Annotated in this window: 18 protein-coding genes; 5 read left to right on the forward strand and 13 right to left on the reverse strand. The window is 70.6% G+C overall.

Features of this window, described 5'->3' with window-relative positions; translation table 11 throughout:
• Positions 1 to 37: 37 nt before the first annotated feature.
• The gene (locus ACGFU6_RS01000) at positions 38 to 3058 is read right to left on the reverse strand and encodes a carbohydrate binding domain-containing protein (protein WP_393607351.1); all 3021 of its coding nucleotides are present in this window, start codon (positions 3056 to 3058) and stop codon (positions 38 to 40) included.
• A gap of 292 nt (positions 3059 to 3350) precedes the next feature.
• On the opposite strand from ACGFU6_RS01000, the gene ACGFU6_RS01005 reads away from it, so the two are divergent.
• Positions 3351 to 3767 carry an acyl-CoA thioesterase gene (locus ACGFU6_RS01005; protein WP_393607353.1) on the forward strand — a complete coding sequence of 139 codons (417 nt, stop codon included), beginning with the start codon at positions 3351 to 3353 and terminating at the stop codon, positions 3765 to 3767.
• 82 nt (positions 3768 to 3849) lie between these two features.
• On the forward strand, positions 3850 to 4248 hold the full coding sequence (locus ACGFU6_RS01010; RefSeq protein ID WP_393607355.1) for a hypothetical protein: 399 nt from the start codon (positions 3850 to 3852) through the stop codon (positions 4246 to 4248).
• A gap of 41 nt (positions 4249 to 4289) precedes the next feature.
• Here ACGFU6_RS01010 and ACGFU6_RS01015 read toward each other — a convergent pair whose 3' ends face one another.
• Positions 4290 to 5249: an SDR family NAD(P)-dependent oxidoreductase gene (locus tag ACGFU6_RS01015; protein WP_393607357.1), complete on the reverse strand. Its 960-nt coding sequence runs from the start codon at positions 5247 to 5249 to the stop codon at positions 4290 to 4292.
• Between the two features lie 181 nt (positions 5250 to 5430).
• Between ACGFU6_RS01015 and ACGFU6_RS01020 the strand changes: the two genes are divergently transcribed.
• A complete protein-coding gene (locus tag ACGFU6_RS01020) occupies positions 5431 to 5799 on the forward strand; it encodes an ArsR/SmtB family transcription factor (protein ID WP_393607359.1) in 369 nt (122 codons plus the stop codon).
• Positions 5800 to 5826: 27 nt separating this feature from the next.
• Here the strand turns inward: ACGFU6_RS01020 and ACGFU6_RS01025 are convergent, their stop codons facing one another.
• Positions 5827 to 7197, reverse strand: a complete 1371-nt coding sequence (locus ACGFU6_RS01025; RefSeq protein WP_393607361.1) for an FAD-dependent oxidoreductase — start codon at positions 7195 to 7197, stop codon at positions 5827 to 5829.
• Positions 7198 to 7313: 116 nt separating this feature from the next.
• Positions 7314 to 7985 carry a DUF305 domain-containing protein gene (locus ACGFU6_RS01030; RefSeq protein WP_393607363.1) on the reverse strand — a complete coding sequence of 224 codons (672 nt, stop codon included), beginning with the start codon at positions 7983 to 7985 and terminating at the stop codon, positions 7314 to 7316.
• Between the two features lie 175 nt (positions 7986 to 8160).
• On the opposite strand from ACGFU6_RS01030, the gene ACGFU6_RS01035 reads away from it, so the two are divergent.
• A complete protein-coding gene (locus tag ACGFU6_RS01035; RefSeq protein WP_393607365.1) occupies positions 8161 to 9651 on the forward strand; it encodes an LVIVD repeat-containing protein in 1491 nt (496 codons plus the stop codon).
• 88 nt (positions 9652 to 9739) lie between these two features.
• Here ACGFU6_RS01035 and ACGFU6_RS01040 read toward each other — a convergent pair whose 3' ends face one another.
• The 7 genes from ACGFU6_RS01040 to ACGFU6_RS01070 form a co-directional block, all read right to left on the reverse strand.
• On the reverse strand, positions 9740 to 9964 hold the full coding sequence (locus ACGFU6_RS01040) for a hypothetical protein (protein ID WP_073736035.1): 225 nt from the start codon (positions 9962 to 9964) through the stop codon (positions 9740 to 9742).
• Positions 9965 to 10043: 79 nt separating this feature from the next.
• On the reverse strand, positions 10044 to 10223 hold the full coding sequence (locus tag ACGFU6_RS01045; protein ID WP_123528708.1) for a hypothetical protein: 180 nt from the start codon (positions 10221 to 10223) through the stop codon (positions 10044 to 10046).
• Between the two features lie 70 nt (positions 10224 to 10293).
• Positions 10294 to 10995, reverse strand: a complete 702-nt coding sequence (locus ACGFU6_RS01050; RefSeq protein WP_393607367.1) for an HAD family hydrolase — start codon at positions 10993 to 10995, stop codon at positions 10294 to 10296.
• Positions 10996 to 11042: 47 nt separating this feature from the next.
• Positions 11043 to 11738 carry a phosphatase PAP2 family protein gene (locus ACGFU6_RS01055; RefSeq protein WP_393607369.1) on the reverse strand — a complete coding sequence of 232 codons (696 nt, stop codon included), beginning with the start codon at positions 11736 to 11738 and terminating at the stop codon, positions 11043 to 11045.
• 89 nt (positions 11739 to 11827) lie between these two features.
• Positions 11828 to 12763, reverse strand: a complete 936-nt coding sequence (locus ACGFU6_RS01060; RefSeq protein ID WP_393607371.1) for a M56 family metallopeptidase — start codon at positions 12761 to 12763, stop codon at positions 11828 to 11830.
• Positions 12764 to 12849: 86 nt separating this feature from the next.
• Complete coding sequence (locus ACGFU6_RS01065; protein ID WP_393607373.1) at positions 12850 to 13470, reverse strand: DUF5134 domain-containing protein; 621 nt, start codon at positions 13468 to 13470, stop codon at positions 12850 to 12852.
• Between the two features lie 163 nt (positions 13471 to 13633).
• Positions 13634 to 14020: a VOC family protein gene (locus ACGFU6_RS01070; protein ID WP_123528713.1), complete on the reverse strand. Its 387-nt coding sequence runs from the start codon at positions 14018 to 14020 to the stop codon at positions 13634 to 13636.
• Between the two features lie 75 nt (positions 14021 to 14095).
• Between ACGFU6_RS01070 and ACGFU6_RS01075 the strand changes: the two genes are divergently transcribed.
• Positions 14096 to 14653 (forward strand): GNAT family N-acetyltransferase, encoded by a 558-nt coding sequence (locus ACGFU6_RS01075; RefSeq protein WP_393607375.1) that lies wholly within the window; start codon positions 14096 to 14098, stop codon positions 14651 to 14653.
• 7 nt (positions 14654 to 14660) lie between these two features.
• On the opposite strand, the gene ACGFU6_RS01080 is transcribed toward ACGFU6_RS01075, so the two are convergent.
• Together ACGFU6_RS01080 and ACGFU6_RS01085 are read right to left on the reverse strand one after the other, a co-directional pair.
• A complete protein-coding gene (locus ACGFU6_RS01080) occupies positions 14661 to 15344 on the reverse strand; it encodes a glycerophosphodiester phosphodiesterase (RefSeq protein WP_393607376.1) in 684 nt (227 codons plus the stop codon).
• An 82-nt stretch (positions 15345 to 15426) separates the two neighbouring features.
• A complete protein-coding gene (locus ACGFU6_RS01085; protein WP_393607377.1) occupies positions 15427 to 15552 on the reverse strand; it encodes a hypothetical protein in 126 nt (41 codons plus the stop codon).
• Positions 15553 to 15770 lie beyond the last annotated feature (218 nt).

Consider the following 15770-nt stretch of genomic DNA (forward strand, 5'->3'; position numbering starts at 1 on the left):
CGCACCCTCCGCGGGCCGGGCCTCCTGCTGTGCCGCGCTACTTCAGGTACGGACCCGCCGCCCCGACCTTCCCCGGAGCGGCGTTGCGGCCGCCGAGGTCCAGGACGTAGACCCGCATGTTTCCCTTGCCGGGGGCCGCCACGGCCAGCTTGCCGTCCGTCACCACCTTCGTGTCACCGGTGACGGCATCCTTGTAGGTGCCGTTGGGGACACCCGTGTACGTGGCCGCGGAGGTGACCGTCACCAGGGCGAAGCTGTCCACTCCGCTCGCGGCGTCGGTATAGCGCCGCTTGTACGCCATCTGCCCGGTGATGCCCTCGGTGGAGTACTGACCCATCTGCAGGGCCGGCACCGCACGACGGATCTCGTTGAGCCGCTGGACGTGCTTGACCAGCGGCTTGCTCAGCGTGTTCGCGACCTCGCCGGTGGCCGACGAGATCTTGCCGAAGTCGGAGGCCTCGACCGTGCCCGCGACATGGTCGCCGTAGTAGGCGCGGCCGGTGGTCGCCAGCGGGCAGCTGGGCCCGCAGTCGATCTTCTTGCCGGCCTGGAACTCGATCTCCGATCCGTAGTAGAGCGTCGGGATGCCGCGGAACGTCCACATCAGGGCCATGTTCTCGGCCCAGGCGTCGGTGCCGCCCGCATAGCGCTCACTGCTCTTGTTGGGGCCGTAGTCGTGACTGTCCACGTAGACGACGTTGTACGTGGCGTCGTTGTAACTGTCGTCCGAGTCCTTGCCGTTGTTGTAGGCGTTGTTGGCGTCCCCGAAGTTCATGTGCATCCGCATGTCGATGACGTTCATGCCGGAGAACTTGCTGTGGTCGGGGGTGTGATATGCGTTCCCGTCGAGGAAGGCGTTGGTGGACGTCGGCTGTGCACCGGTGCCCAGCTTCTCCTCGTAGTCGTACATCTCCAGGGCGGCCTTGGTGTCGTCCGCGTTGTACTCCTTGCGCTCCTTCCAGGTGAAGAACTGCGCGGAGTGGTTGACCGAGCCGCGGTTCCACTTGTCGTTGACGAACGCGCCCACCTCGCCGAAGACGAAGAAGTTCTTCGCCGCCTCAGCGCCGAACTGCTGGGTGACGCGCTCCTGGATCGCCGGCAGGAACCGGCGGTTCCAGGTGGTGCGTGGAATGTGGACGGCGGTGTCGATCCGGAAGCCGTCGACGCCCATGCCGATGTACTTGTCGTACGCCCCGATCAGGTAGTTCTGGACGGGGGCGGACTCGGTGTTGAAGTCGGCCAGATCGTCGTGCAGCCAGCAGGAGCGCGAGTCCTCGCCCTCCCAGTTCCCCAGCCAGCAGTTGTGGTAGTACTGCTTCGGGAACATGCCCGAAGTCGGGTTGGGCCACTGGCAGTTGTAGATCCGGTAGCCCTCAGGGGAGGTGTACTGCGTGGGCTTCCCCCAGTCCACACAGGTGTTGCCGGCCGGCTCCGCGGTCGACCACAGGTCGCCGTTGTAGTACGACTTGCCGGTCTTGGGGTCGATGGTCAGACCGTCGTACTCGAAGCCGTCCTGCTTCTCGTCGTAGTACCAGCTCCACTGGTCGTCCCGGACCCCGTAGACGGTCGGCGTGTACAGGCCCTTGGCGCCCCAGCGCGAGGAGTGGTTGTAGACGACGTCCTGGTAGATCTTCATGCCCTTGGCGTGCGCGGCGTTGATCAGGTCCTGGTACGAGGCGCCCGCCGATTCGAGCCGGGGGTCGACCTTGTAGAAGTCGTAGCCGTGATAGCCGTGGTAGTCGTAGTCGGACCGGTTCAGCACCACCGGAGTGATCCAGATCGCGGAGAACCCCAGGCCCTTGACGTAGTCGAGCTTGCTGACCAGGCCCTTGAAGTCGCCCCGGAACATGGGGTCGTTGTTGGCGGCGTTCCCGGACTTCACGTCCTGGTTTCCGCCCCTGTTGTTGCTCGTGTCCCCGTCGTTGAAGCGGGCGGTGAGGACGAAGTAGATCGGGTCCTTGCGCGGGTCGGTGCCCAGCGGCTTGCCAGCTGCCGGAGTCGCGGGCCTGGTTCCCGTGGTCGCCTTGGCGGCGGTCGACGGCGCCGAGGTGTTGCCCGCCGCGTCGACCGCCCTGACGGTGTAGCTGTACGCGGTCTTCTCCTCGAGGTTGGCGTCGGAGAAGACGGTCGAGCCGACGTCGCTCACCATCGTGCCCTTGCTGCCACCGGTACGGGTGACCTGGTACTTCGTCACTCCCCGGTTGTCGCTGGACGGTTCCCAGGTGAGGACGACCGACACGCCGTCCGCGTCGGCCTTCACGGTGGCCGGGACGGTGGGTGCCTCGGTGTCCGGCGGTTCGGCGACGCAGGGGTCCGCGGCGTCCTTGGTGACCTTCCGGTCCTTGATCGTGGTGACCCCTGCGGGGATGCGGTAGTCGCTGCCGTTGTTGTTGTCCCAGACCCCGTTGCCGTTGTTGAAGGTGGCCTGCATCTCCGTCGCGCTGCTGAGGTCGACCGACCGCTTCACCCAGCCGGTGCAGGCCGCTTCCATGCCGACGCCGGGCACGGTGGTCCAGGCGCCTCCGGAGGGCCGGTAGTGCAGGTTCGTGGTGCTCCAGCCGACGGTCTTGGTCGAGTAGTAGACCGTCGCGCCGTTCCCCGTACCCGGCGAGGGCTCCTGGCCCGGATCGGTCCCGGCGCACGGATCGCTGTGCGCCACCACGCCGTCCTTGACGGTGATGGTGCCGGTCCCCAGCGCGTAGTTCTTGCCGGAGTTGTTGTCCCAGACGCCCGATCCGTTGTTGAAGGTGGCGGCCAGCCCCGATGAACTGCCCAGCGGAACAGTCTTCTTGACCCAGTCCGTGCAGGCGGCCTCCATACGTGTGCCGGGCACGGCCGTCCAGGAGCCGCCGTCGGGTGCGTAGTGGAGGTTGTACGCGGTCCAGTCGCGGGTCTTGGTGTAGTAGAAGACCGTGGCGGTGTTCTCGGCGGCCGCCACGGGCACGGCTGACGAGGCGTCCGCCGGATCCGGTACGGCGGTGAGCAGACTCAGCAGCCCGGCGGCGGCCGCCGCTGCTGCCAGAGGGCGTCTGAGCCGTCGGTGGGGGATGTGTTTCATTCGTCTCTCCAGGGGAGTGCGACGGCCACCTGGCCGTCGCGGCCGACAGCGGGCGCTCAGCGAGCACCCGCGGGTCCCGCCGGAGAACCCGGACGCGCCTCGGGGTTCGGGCGAGCAGTGCTTCCGACAGCAAGAACTGTCTGAATTTTGCTGCAATCTTTTGCGGTCAGGAAGTTACCTGGGCATGACAGGTGCGTAAAGGGTCCGGACGGTGACGATTGCGGGGGACCCGGCGGCGTGCGCCGCCGTCCGGCGGGGGAATGCCGGATCACGCCGTGCTGTTTCGACGTCCATGACCTTCTTTGTTGACGTCACCGTGCGCGGCTACGAGCTCGACACCCAGGGCCATCTGAACCAGGCCGTATACCTCCAGTACGCCGAGCACGCGCGCTGGGAGCTGCTGCGGGCCGCCGGACTGCCCCAGGACAAGCTGCTGGCCGACGGGGTGGGGCCGGTCGCACTGGAGGTCACGGTGAGGTTCCGCCGCGAACTGCGGGGCGGCGAGCGGGTACGGGTGTCCTGCCGGTTCGACTACGGCGAGGGCAAGACCTTCACGGTCGCGCAGCAGATCCTCAAGGAGGACGGCACGGTCGCGGCGGACATCACGGGTGTTTCCGGCATCCTCGATTTGTCGACCCGCAGGCTGATCCCCGACCCGGGCGGCCGTCTCGCCTCGCTCGCCAAGGACCCGGAGCTGCTGACCGGCTGACGCTTACTCACATCTGGGGCCCGAACGGGGGCTTTATCGGCAGAACCGTTCCCCCGCGGAGGCAGTCCGGGAGGATGGCCGCGTGTTGGTCAGAACAGAGACGGTGCGGCAGGCCCCTTCGACGCCCGCGGTGGTCCGCGTGCACTGCGCGGTGGGAACCGCGGTGGTGCACTGGCAGGGCGCCCCGGACGGGCCGGGCGCCGAACACCATGTGGAGTGGACCGTCGACGAGGGCATCGACTGGGCGGTGAACACACGGCCGGCGGCCTCCGCGACGCCGAAGCTGTCGCAAGAGGCCGGCCGCGTCGTCTTCCGGGGCCGCCTCAGCCTCAGCGAGGACGACGTGGCCGTGCTTGACATGGGCGGCGCGCTGATCCTGTTCGACCTCGCCGGTCCCCGGCCTCCGGAAGGCGCCGACGGGTCGTGGATCGAGGTTCACGTCGGACGGGACCACGTCAGCGTCTGGCCGTACCTGCCCTGACCCCGTCGGCCCCGGGCGACGGCTCGCCCGCGCGCCCCTTGTCAGAACGCGTCGAGCCCGGTGAGCCCGGCGGACAGTTCCCACAGCCGCGACGCCGCTTCGCGGTCGGTGGCCCAGGGCTTGACCCCGCCGACGAGCATGTCCTCGGTGGCGGCCGGTTCCGCGATGTCGCAGTCCTGGCAGTAGGCGCCCCCGTGACCGTCGAGCAGCGGTGACGTCGCGGCCCACACGGCTGTCGCCGCGCCCTGCTCCGGGGTCTTGAAGCCCGCGGACGGCGCCCCGCCCGGGGTCACCCAGCCCTGCGCGAGCCATTCCTCGCGGGGGACGTGGCGCTGCAGCGGGGTGAGGATGCTGCCGGGGTGCACCGCGAAGGCCCGCAACCCGAGACCGGAGCCCAAGCTGTCGAGGTGGCGGGCGAAGAGGGCGTTGGCGGTCTTGGACTGGGCGTAGGCCAGCCAGCGGTCGTAGCCGGTGCGGAAGTGGATGTCGTCCCAGCGGATGCCGGACAGGAAATGACCGGACGAGGCCACGGACACCACCCGTGCCCCTCCGGGAGCCGAGGCCAGCGCCGGACGGAGACGCTGGACAAGGGCGAAGTGGCCGAGGTGATTGACCGCGAAGTGCGCCTCCCAGCCGGGACCGGTCCGTGTTTCCGGGCAGGCCATGATGCCCGCGCCGTTGATGAGGATGCCGAGGGAACGGCCGGTGTCCAGGAAACGGCCGGCGAAGGCGCGGATGCTCTCGGGATCCGCCAGGTCGAGAGCGTGCACCTCCGTTCCGGGTACCTCGTGCAGAGCGCGTTCGGCGGTCGCGGGACGGCGGGCGGGGACGACGACGTGTGCTCCCGCCCGCACGAGAGCGCGGGTGGTCTCCAGCCCGAGGCCGGAATACCCGCCGGTGACGAGGGCGGTCGTGCCCGTCAGATCGATTCCGGCGAGGACGTCGTCGGCCGTGCTGCGGGCACCGAATCCGGTGCCGATCCTGTGCTGCTTCGTTATCATCCCCCGACGCTAGGAGCTGGAGTGCGCGCCAGGTCAAGATGCGTTGCCGGGATCCTGGGACGAACGGCGTCCCGCGACCACCGGCGTCCTCCCGTCATCCGGGTGTTCGAAGGATCGGCCTCGAGCTACGACGGATCTCGTATTATGGGGACCCCGGACGAAGCGACGATGTGGAGCCACCGTGACCCCTGCCAGTGCCACAGAGCCGTCCGTCGGCGCGCGCACGCTGGCCCATCCGGCGCGTGAGGACATCAGGATCGAGGCGGTGCTGCACGCGCTCGCCGACCCGGTGCGGCTGTGCGTGGTGCGCGAACTGGCCGCCGCCGAGGAGGAACTCACCTGTTCCCGGTTCGACCTGCCGGTGACCAAGTCGACCACCACCCACCACTTCCGGGTACTGCGCGAGAGCGGTGTCGTCCAGCAGATCTACCGGGGCACCGCCAAGATGAACGGGCTGCGCCGGGAGGATCTGGAGGCCCTGTTCCCCGGACTGCTGGACCGTGTGCTCGACGCGGCGAACCGGCAGGCGGACCGGCTCGGCGAGGGCTGACCGCCCGCGCCACCGCCGTGCGCGCCCCTACGCGCCGTCGCCCCGTGCCGCGTCCAGCAGGCCCGGCCAGTCCGGGATCTTCACCGGGCCGCGGCCGAGCGACCGCCCCAGGGCCGCCTCGGCGCGCTCGATCGACAGCCAGCCGTCCCACTCCACCGGGCGCAGCCCGTACGCCCGCAGAGCGGCCACCGGGTCCGGGACCGAGGGGCGTACGGCGAGCAGTGGGGCGTCCTCGGCCAGCGAGGCGACCGTCTCCTTGGCGCACGAACGGTTCGATCCGATCACCCCGGTCGGGCCCCGCTTGATCCACCCCGCGACGTACTCCCCGAGCGAGGGGACCCCGTCCCGCAGCACCCGTCCGGCCAGATGGGGCACCGTCCCGCGCACCGGGTCGAAGGGCAGGCCGGGCAGCGGCATCCCCCGGTAGCCGACCGCCCGGAGCACCAGCCGCGCCTCGATCTCCTCGAACGTGCCGGTGTCGCACACACCGCCCCTGCCGTCCGGCGCGGTACGGGCGAACCGCACGCCCGCCACCCGCCCCCGGCGCTCGAGGAGCTCGACGGGGCGCAGGTAGAACCGCAGTCCGATGGTCCGGGGCGGCGCCGGTCCGACGGCAGCGGCCTCCGCGGCCCACCCGCGCAGCACGTCGAGGTTCCGGCGCACCATCGCCGGGAGCGCCGTGGAGCCGGGTGTCGTACCGGCGTACGCCGGGTCCCGGACGAGCTCCGCCGGGTCCACGACGACCCTCGCCCCGGGCAGCGCCCCGAGCTCCCGGAGCTCCTTGGTGGTGAACCGGGCCTGCGAGGGGCCCCGCCTGCCGGTCAGGTGGATCTCGCGGACCCGGCTGCCGGCCAGGGCGCCGAGCGCGGGCTCCGGTACGTCGGTGGGCCGCAGCTCCTCGGCGCCCCGCGCGAGGATCCGCGCCACGTCCACGGCCACGTTGCCGACCCCGATCACCACGGCCGAACGGGCCTGGAGCGCGAAACGGCGGGCGGCGGCATCGGGGTGTGCGCTGTACCAGGAGACGAAGTCGGTCGCGGAGTGGCTGCCCGGCAGTTCCTCCCCGGGGATACCCAGCGGGCGGTCCGTTGCCGCTCCCACGCAGTAGACCACCGCCTGGTACAGCAGTCCGAGCCGTTCGGGTGACACCCCGTCCCCGCCCACCGGGACATTGCCGACGAACGTGACCCGGTCGTGCTCCAGGACCGCCCGCAGGCTCTGCTGGAGCGACTTGATCTTCTCGTGGTCCGGGGCGACGCCGTACCGCACCAGGCCGTAGGGGCAGGGCAGCCGGTCCAGTACGTGTACCCGCAGGCCGGGCAGCAGGGGGTGGCTCACCAGGGCCTGGGCTGCGTAGATCCCGCTGGGGCCGGAGCCGACGACGGCAACACGTTGCACGGCGCACCTCTTCCCGGAGGGTGCCTCCAGCATCGCACCGACGGGCCCGGCGGGGGAGAGGTGCGCCGGTGCTTCGTCGGGGCGCCCGTGTCCTGCCGAGCTGCGCCGGTGTGTCGTCAGGTGGAGAGGGCGCGCATCCGGCTGACCTCGGTGGTCTGCTGGGCGACGACGTCGTCGGCCATCTCCTCGACCTGGACGTTGTTCCCCTGCGACAGCACCTCGGTCGCCATGGTGACCGCTCCCTGGTGGTGGGTGATCATGCGCTTGAGGAACAGCTGGTCGAAGGCTTTGCCCTTCGCGGCCCGAAGCTGTTCCAGCTGGGTGTCGGTGGCCATGCCGGGCATGGCGTCGTGGTCGTGGCCACCGGCCCGCTCGGTGCGTCCGTGGCGGCTGAGCCAGCCCTTCATCGCGTCGATCTCCGGCTGCTGGGCCGCGGTGATGCGCTCGGCGAGCCGCTTGACGGCGGCCGAGTCGGAGCGGGTGGGAACCAGCCGGGCCAGCACCAGCGCCTGGGCATGGTGTTCGATCATCATCCGGACGTAGCGGACGTCCGCGGAGTTGGGCGTGTCCACCCCTGCGGCGGCCTTCGCCGCCTCGGTGGCCGAGAGCGTACGCGCGGGCTCACCAGGTTTTCCGGGGGCCACGACCGAACCGCCTCCGCCCGCCCGGTCCTTCGAGGCGTTGTCACCGCCGCCTCCGTCGCAGCCGGCCGAGGTGAGTACGGTCGCGGTCACGGCGACGATGACGGCGAATCCGCGGAACCGCCGGAACTGACGTCGAATCAACAAAGCGACCTCCGTTGATACATGGGTGGTTGCGCTCTGTACTAGCACGTCAACGCACAGGTGTGATCAGAAACTTTCATTACGTCTCTGTTGCCATCTGTTGGGATGCCCATGGCAAGGACGATACTGCCGGAGTCCGTGAACCGGTCAACTACATTCGGATCCATGGGAGGACGCAGTGACCTCGTTGCACACCACCCCGGTGCGGCGCAGACGTCTGGGCGTGGCGGCTGCCGCCGCCGGGCTCTTCGCCACTCTGCTGATGGCCGGACCCGCGGCCGCTACCCCCGACCCGGGAGACTCGGCCTCGACTCCTGCGAAAGTCTCCACGCGTCAGGAGGCGGAGGCGACCGCCGCGATCAGGAGCGGTGAGATACCCGGCGTGGACGAGATCGTCCACAGCCGCAACATCACCCATCTCGCCAACGTCCCCAAGGACGCGCTCCAGGGGCTGAACACGGACCTGGCCTTCCAGGGGAAGTACGCCTTCGCCGGGAACTACGACGGCTTCAGGATCTTCGACATCAGCAACCCGAAGTCGCCGAAGACGGTCGCCCAGGTCCTGTGCCCCGGATCGCAGAACGACATCTCCGTCTCCGGGAACCTGCTGTTCCTGTCGACGGACTCCTCGCGGAGCGACAACTCCTGTGCGAGCACCACCCAGCCCGCCACGGAGAAGTCCTCCTGGGAGGGCATGAAGGTCTTCGACATCAGCGACAAGCGCAATCCGAAGTACGTCGCCGCCGTCGAGACCGCGTGTGGATCGCACACCCACACCATCGTTCCCGAGCGCAAGAACGTATACGTGTACGTCTCCTCCTACTCGCCGAGCGAGACGTTCCCGGACTGCCGGCCCCCGCACGACGGGATCTCGATCATCAAGGTGCCGCGCCAGGCACCGGAGAAGGCCCGCATCGTGAACTTCCCGGTGCTCTTCCCGGACGGCGGGAACCCGGGCGCGCCCACCAACCCGGGCGTGTCCAAGACCACCGGCTGCCACGACATCACCGTGCTGCCCTCCAAGGACCTGGCGGCCGGTGCGTGCATGGGCGACGGCCTGCTGTTCTCCATCAAGGACCCGGAGAACCCGAAGATCATCGACCGGGTGCAGGACAACGTGAACTTCGCGTTCTGGCACTCGGCGACGTTCAACCAGCGCGCGGACAAGGTCGTCTTCACCGATGAGCTCGGCGGCGGTGGCGCGGCCACCTGCAACGAGGAGGTCGGGCCCAAGCGCGGCGCCGACGGCATCTACGACATCGTCGGCAGGGGCGACCACCGCAAGCTGGTCTTCCGCAGCTACTTCAAGATCGACCGCCCGCAGGCCGACACCGAGGTCTGCGTCGCCCACAACGGGTCGATCATCCCGGTCAAGGGCCGCGACCTGATGGTTCAGGCCTGGTACCAGGGCGGAGTCTCGGTCTGGGACTTCACCGACTCGTCGAAGCCGAAGGAGATCGGCTACTTCGAGCGCGGTCCCGTCACCATGGACGAGGTCACCACGGCCGGCCCGTGGTCGGCGTACTACTACAACGGCTACATCTACTCCAACGACATCGCCAAGGGCTTCGACGTCCTGAGGATCGATGACCGGCGCACCGATCCGGCGAAGCGGGTGCGGACGGACGAGCTCAACGTCCAGACGCAGCCCGACTACTTCGAGCGCTGAGGTGACGGCCGGTCCGCCTCACGGCGGGCCGGCCCGCCGGAGTGACCGCCGGTTCGGGCGGCGCGGGAGACCGCCGGAACCGGATGTCTCAGGCCGCCTCGTACCGGTGCGCCCGACCGCCGCGCCACTCGACCCACTCGGGGCTGTCCAGAATCCGCTCGGGGTCGTCGAGCCCCGCGCCCTCCAGGAACACGATCACGTCGTGATCGGAGTGCGCGAGGCCGAGTATCTGGACCCGCCCGTCGCGCTGCACGGTGACGCGCCGCCCGCCCGAGGGAGAGGGGCGGAAGATCACGATCGGGGGAGGTGTCATGCCTCCAGGGTGCGACGCGACGGAGAGCGCCGCACAGTGAACCGGAAACCCGGCACCGGGGCGGATCAGGGAGGCGCGCTCAGGCCGCGGACCGGCGGCCGCCGCCCGTGGCGGCCGCCCACTCGACGAGCAACCGCTGGTACTCCTCCTCGTCCTCCGGCGACAGACGTCCGCCCGAGCGCTGCCACAGTTCGCGAATGTCTTCATTCACCACTGCGGCGGAACGCACGGAACCGGACGGGCACGGAGTCGGGGACATACGTACCAGGCTAAGGCCACGATGTGACTATCAGACCCATTGGGCGCAAGGGACATCTCTCACATGTTCCTCAGGCAACCCCGGGCACCAATCCGAGCTCCCGTAGTCCGTGCGGGCGCTCAGCCAGCGGCGCGGGCTCCACGAACCGCACCTCGCAGCCCAGCGCGGCGGCTCCGGCGTCCGCGTGCCGGTCGTCCCCGACCATCACCACATCCGTCGGATGCTGTCCGAGAAGTGTGCAGGCGATGTGAAACAGCTGTGCGTCCGGCTTCCGGATGCCGTGCTCGAAGGACAGCGCGTACGCGTCCACGAAGGGGTCCAGGCCGTGCGCCCTGAGGACCGGCCGCAGATCCCAGCCGATATTGCTCACCACGCCGATCCGTACGCCGCCGGCCGCCAGTGCGCCCAGCACCTCGGCCGCGTCCGGATAGGGACGCCAGGCCTCCGGGGTCCGGTGTCGTTCGTACAGCGCGTCGTACAGCCCGGGATCCGGCAGCGCGACCTGGCGGGCCAGGCCGGTGTACGCGGCCCGGTGCGCCTGCGCGCTCTCGTCACGGGAGGCCCAGACCTCCGCCAGGTCCTCCGGGACCCGCTGCGGAGCGGGCCCGCCCGGCAGCGCGCGGGCGGCCTCCAGCTCCCGTGCGTACCGGTCGAAGGCGGCCTCGTCCACGCTCACCCCCCGCTCGGCGAGGGCCGCGGCCAGCCAGGACCGGACGGACTCGATGCGGAACAGCGTCCCGGAGAAGTCGAAGAGCACACCCTTGATCGCCATGGCCCCGATCCTTGCCGATGCGCCGACGGCCCCGCAAGGATGCCTGTTCAGACCTTGCGCGAAGGCCGGTCGCGGGCCTCATGCCGTTCGAATCCCGCCACCGTGAACGCGACCAGTGCTGCCCCCAGCAGCCACCCGCCCAGCACATCCGACGGCCAGTGCACGCCCAGGTAGAGCCGGGTGATCCCGACCCCGAGCACCGAGACCCACGCCGCGGCCAGCGCCGTCCGCCACATCCTGGGTCCTGCGCCGTGCCGGTGCAGCAGCCACAGCAGCAGTCCGCAGCTCACCGTCGCGGTCATCGCGTGTCCGGACGGGAACGCCGCGTAGTGGGCGGAGTCCACCGGGTCGGGCCACTGGGGCCGCTCCCGGTCCACAGCCGCCTTGATCCCCTGCTGCAGCAGGCTGGACAGCACGCTCGCCGCCGCCACCCAGACCGCGAGCGACCGGGCGCCGCGCCACCACAGGGCCACCACGGCGACGGTGATCAGCGCGCGCATCGTCCAGGGGTCCCACAGCCAGTCCGTCAGCACCCGGTTGACGTGGACGAGGCCTGGCTCCGTCACCGCCCGCCGGTGAAGCGCGTCGGCGACCGTACGGTCCAGGCTCATCAGCGGGGACCATCGCGAGGCCACCAGGGCCAGCAGCGCCAGGAAGAGGGCCGCGCAGGCCGCCCCGGTCCGCAGGACCAGGGCAGAGGCGCGGATGCGGTCCGGGCGGGGGAGCGGCGGGGAGGAGAGCATGGAGGGATCCTCTCCGACGGGCGGCGCGCCGTGCCATTCCCGGTGCCCCGGCCCGGCTCCGGCGTGTCCCGCCGGACCGGTCCAAGGCCCTAGCCCAGGGCGCTGATCGCCGGAACGAGCGCGACCAGCAGGGGGATCGCCGGAACGAACGCGGCCGCCGCGGTGAGCCGCAGCCGACGGCCCGCGGTGAGCCGCCCCGCAGGTGCCAGCAGCCGGTCGACCCGGAGCGGCACCTGCGCGTCCGGCGTCCCCGAGGGGCCGAACACGCCGCGGTCCTCGTTGAGTTCGACCAGGGCCAATGCGGTCGTCAGGCGGCCGAAGCGGCGTGACGCCACATCGTCTGCGGCAAGTTCGACGAGCCGGTGCATCTCGCCCCGGAAGGCCGCGAACACCGGCACCTGCGGGAACCCGGACGCCAGCGCCGCCGAGCAGTTCAGCAGCCAGTCGTGGCGGGCCTTCGCGTGGCCCTGCTCGTGGGCGAGCACCGCGTCCAGCTGACGGCCCTTCAGCCTTCCCAGCGCCCCCGTGGTGATGACCAGTTGGGGCGCCGAGCCGGGCAGCCACCAGGCATCGGGGCGCTCGCCCTCCAGTACCACCAGCCGTTCGCTGCCGGGCTCCTCGCCGGGCAGCAGCGGGGAACGTACCAGGAGTTCGGTGCGCCGCTGCTTGCGCCGCAGCCGCGCCCGGCGGATCTCGCGGGTCAGCATCGCGGCCGTCCAGACTCCGCCCAGCGCGAGCAGCACGGCCATCACGGCCGACCACGGGCCGTACGCGGCAAGGGCGTAGGCCTCGACCACGGCGCGCGGCGCGGGTGCGAAGACATGGCCGCGTACCGCCTGCCAGGCCGCCGCCGCGCTGAACGTCATGGACAGGGCGAAGGAGAGCAGCACGCCCGCCACCACGCACTGCCACACCCACAGCGCCACAACGGGCTCGTGCTCCGGCCATTCGGCCCGAGCCATCAGCCGCGGGGTCACGACGGCGGCCAGTGCACCGAGCAGCAGCAGCGCGAGGGAGACCAACATGGCGTCACCTTATGAGGGGCAAGGCGCGTGCGGGTACGGCTGCGCTCGGCAAGTGACGTACGCCACGGTTTGCCGGGCCCGCTGTCTCACAGGGTGAGCAGCATCGCGAACATGGATATCCCCATGGTCAGACGGCAGGCGAGCGCCAGCTCCGGCCGGTTCGCCCAGCGGGCCGGCGCCGGCCCGCCGGACAACGTGCCGCCCGTCACCGATCCGCCCGCCATGGCCCCGCCACCGGCCGTCGTCGCGGCCACCGGGATCAGCCGGGCGCCCGAACGGAGCACATAGGCGGCGTAGTAGGCGAGGAGCAGCCCGGTCAGCAGCGGAACGCCCCCGGCCGCGGCCATGGTGTGCGACCCGTGACCGCCGTGTGCGGCTCCGCCCGGCCCCGCCATGGCGACGGCCATGTAGACCATCGCCGACGAGCCGACCAGGTGATGCAGATGGTGCCCGCTGTGGCGGGAGAACCAGAGGGCGCGCAGGGCGGCGACGCCGAACAGTGCCGCGTACACGGCCCATGCCCACGCGGGCGGGGCGACGACGGCCGCGGGCACCGCCATCGCGGCCATGCCGAAGCCCATCAGCGCCTCCGCGCGCGCCGTTCTGCGCTCCTCGGCGGTACCGCCACGGGTACGCAGCAGGCAGTACGCGCCCGTCAGCGCGCACAACGCCATCAGCAGCCAGCCGGACATCGCCGGTCCATGCACAGCAGACCCTCCCCCCGGGCGAACGACATCGCCGTCGCTCAATCGATGCCCGGGGCCGGACACCTGTACGCGGCGCACTGGAGTACTGGGGGAGCGCGCGACGGTGGTGTATTGCGTTACGCCTGGTGCGAGCGGTCCCGGACGGTGCGAGCGGACCCGGACGTCAGGGCCTGAACCGCAGTGGATGGTCCTCCGGCACCTCGACGACGGCGATGCGGACCCCGTCCGGATCGGAGATCCACATCTCGTCGAGCCCCCAGGGCTCACGTCTCGGCGCCCGCAGCACCTCCACACCGCGTGCCGACAGCTCCTCGTACGCCGCCCGCACATCGGCCACCTGGAGCCACAGCAGCAGCCCGGGAGCCGGTGGCGCGTCACCGCGGCCGGACACCTCCAGGAAACCGCCGCCCAGGAAGTAGACCGTCCCCCGCTCCGGGCCGGTACCGAACTCCCGGTGGACGGGCAGGCCGAGGGACTCCCCGTAGAAGACACGTGACCGTTCGGGATCCGTGGGGCGCAACAGGATCCGGCTGCTCAGCACATGAACCATGGTCCGGAGCGTAGGCCGGTCGGGGAGGGCTACGCTGCTGCGGCACGGCAACACGGAGAAACGGAGAGCCCCCTCATGGACACCGCCCCGCCCCGGGACTCGGGAGAGCTGACCTTCCGCGACGCGACCGACGCGGATGTGCCCGCGCTCGTGGAGCTCATCCAGTCCGCGTACCGAGGTGACTCCAGCCGCGCGGGCTGGACTACCGAGGCGGACATCCTCCAGGGGCAGCGGACCGACCCGGAGGGGGTCCGCGCGGTGGTGGAGGACTCCGGCAGCAGGCTGCTGGTGGTGGAGCGCGACGGCGTGCAGGTCGCCTGCTGCCAGCTGGAGCACCGTGGCGAGGCGGCCTACTTCGGGATGTTCGCGGTCCGTCCCTCGCTCCAGGGCGGCGGACTCGGCAAGGTGATCATCGCCGAGGCCGAGCGCACCGTCCGGGAGAGCTGGGGGGCACGGGAGATGCAGATGACCGTGATCTCGGTCAGGGAGGACCTGATCGCCTGGTACGAGCGCCGCGGCTACCGCCGTACGGGAAGGATGAGCCCGTTCCCGTACGGCGACGAGCGCTTCGGCGTCCCGCAGCGGGACGATCTCGCCTTCGAACTGCTGGTCAAGGAGCTGCCGGCCGGCTGACCCGCGGCTATGCGGTGAACCGGCCCGCGCGGCGGATCTCCGGGAAGTCGGTCGTCGCGCCGTCGAGCCCGAGTCCGCGCGCGAGCCGCAGGTGGTCCTGGGTGTTGACCACCCAGCCGACCACGGTCAGCCCCTCGGCGTGCGCCTTCTCGACCAGTTCCAGGGTGATGCGCCGGACGTTGAGCACCAGCCGGGTGGCGCCCACCGCCTTCGCGCGGTCCACCACATCCTTGCCCCAGCGGCTGGCCACGAGCGCCGTCCGCACCCCGGGCACCAGCTGCGCGATCTCGGCGATCGCCTCGTCGTGGAACGAGATCACCTCGACCCGGTCGACGAGACCGCGCCGCCGCATCACCTCGGCCAGCGTGCGGGCGGCGGCCACGTCCTTGATCTCCGCCTGCATGGCGGACCCCACCGCGTCGAGAACCTCCTCGAAGACCGGGATCCGCTCGCCCAGGCCGGCGTCGAGTTCGCGCAGCTCGGCCAGGGTCTTCTCCGCGATCGGGCCCTTGCCGTCGGTCGTACGGTCCACGTCGGCGTCGTGCATGACGGCCAGGGCGCCGTCCTTGCTCAGGTGAAGGTCCAGTTCGATGAGGTCCATCCCGGCCTGCTCGGCGTGGACGAACGAACGCAGGGTGTTCTCCGGTTCGACACCCATCACCCCGCGGTGACCGATGGTGAGAAAAGACAAGGCACTCTCGCTTCCGTCGACGGCGTCTGCCCGTGTCCTGCTCCTACCCACACGGCACTGCCGCATGACCGCGACCGGGCCCTCAGTGCCCGGTCGCGGCGAGCGGCGCGGCCGGGCGGGGGAGCGGGGCGCCGTGCCCCTGGACATCGGCTGCGCCGAGCAGGAACCCGGTGATGACTGCGGCGACCAGGACGGCACGGATGCTCACGCGGCGGTTCTCCGGAGTGGTGCGGGAAGGGCTGACGCCGTACGTCCTACCGGTCGCGGCGCGTGCTGCGCGAGCTGGGTCACTCATGCGTGGGCGTGTCCCGCAAGGGATTGCCGGGCAGGTGTGCGACGGCGGGGCGGCCTGGTCCCTCCGGGCGACGCCTCATCGGCGCCGGCGCGATGAAGCGGTCGCCGCATCGCCATCCGACAGGAAAAAAC

It is taken from the genome of Streptomyces sp. NPDC048462 (assembly GCF_043200175.1).
Classification (GTDB): domain Bacteria; phylum Actinomycetota; class Actinomycetes; order Streptomycetales; family Streptomycetaceae; genus Streptomyces.

Bases quoted from the DNA above. Each gene is read 5' to 3' on its own strand.
- ACGFU6_RS01050 (WP_393607367.1), bottom strand. From the start codon at position 10,995: ATGGCGATCAAGGGTGTGCTCTTCGACTTCTCCGGGACGCTGTTCCGC.
- ACGFU6_RS01005 (WP_393607353.1), top strand. From the start codon at position 3,351: ATGACCTTCTTTGTTGACGTCACCGTGCGCGGCTACGAGCTCGACACC.
- ACGFU6_RS01040 (WP_073736035.1), bottom strand. From the start codon at position 9,964: ATGACACCTCCCCCGATCGTGATCTTCCGCCCCTCTCCCTCGGGCGGG.
- ACGFU6_RS01045 (WP_123528708.1), bottom strand. From the start codon at position 10,223: ATGTCCCCGACTCCGTGCCCGTCCGGTTCCGTGCGTTCCGCCGCAGTG.
- ACGFU6_RS01060 (WP_393607371.1), bottom strand. From the start codon at position 12,763: ATGTTGGTCTCCCTCGCGCTGCTGCTGCTCGGTGCACTGGCCGCCGTC.
- ACGFU6_RS01055 (WP_393607369.1), bottom strand. From the start codon at position 11,738: ATGCTCTCCTCCCCGCCGCTCCCCCGCCCGGACCGCATCCGCGCCTCT.
- ACGFU6_RS01000 (WP_393607351.1), bottom strand. From the start codon at position 3,058: ATGAAACACATCCCCCACCGACGGCTCAGACGCCCTCTGGCAGCAGCG.
- ACGFU6_RS01075 (WP_393607375.1), top strand. From the start codon at position 14,096: ATGGACACCGCCCCGCCCCGGGACTCGGGAGAGCTGACCTTCCGCGAC.
- ACGFU6_RS01070 (WP_123528713.1), bottom strand. From the start codon at position 14,020: ATGGTTCATGTGCTGAGCAGCCGGATCCTGTTGCGCCCCACGGATCCC.
- ACGFU6_RS01015 (WP_393607357.1), bottom strand. From the start codon at position 5,249: ATGATAACGAAGCAGCACAGGATCGGCACCGGATTCGGTGCCCGCAGC.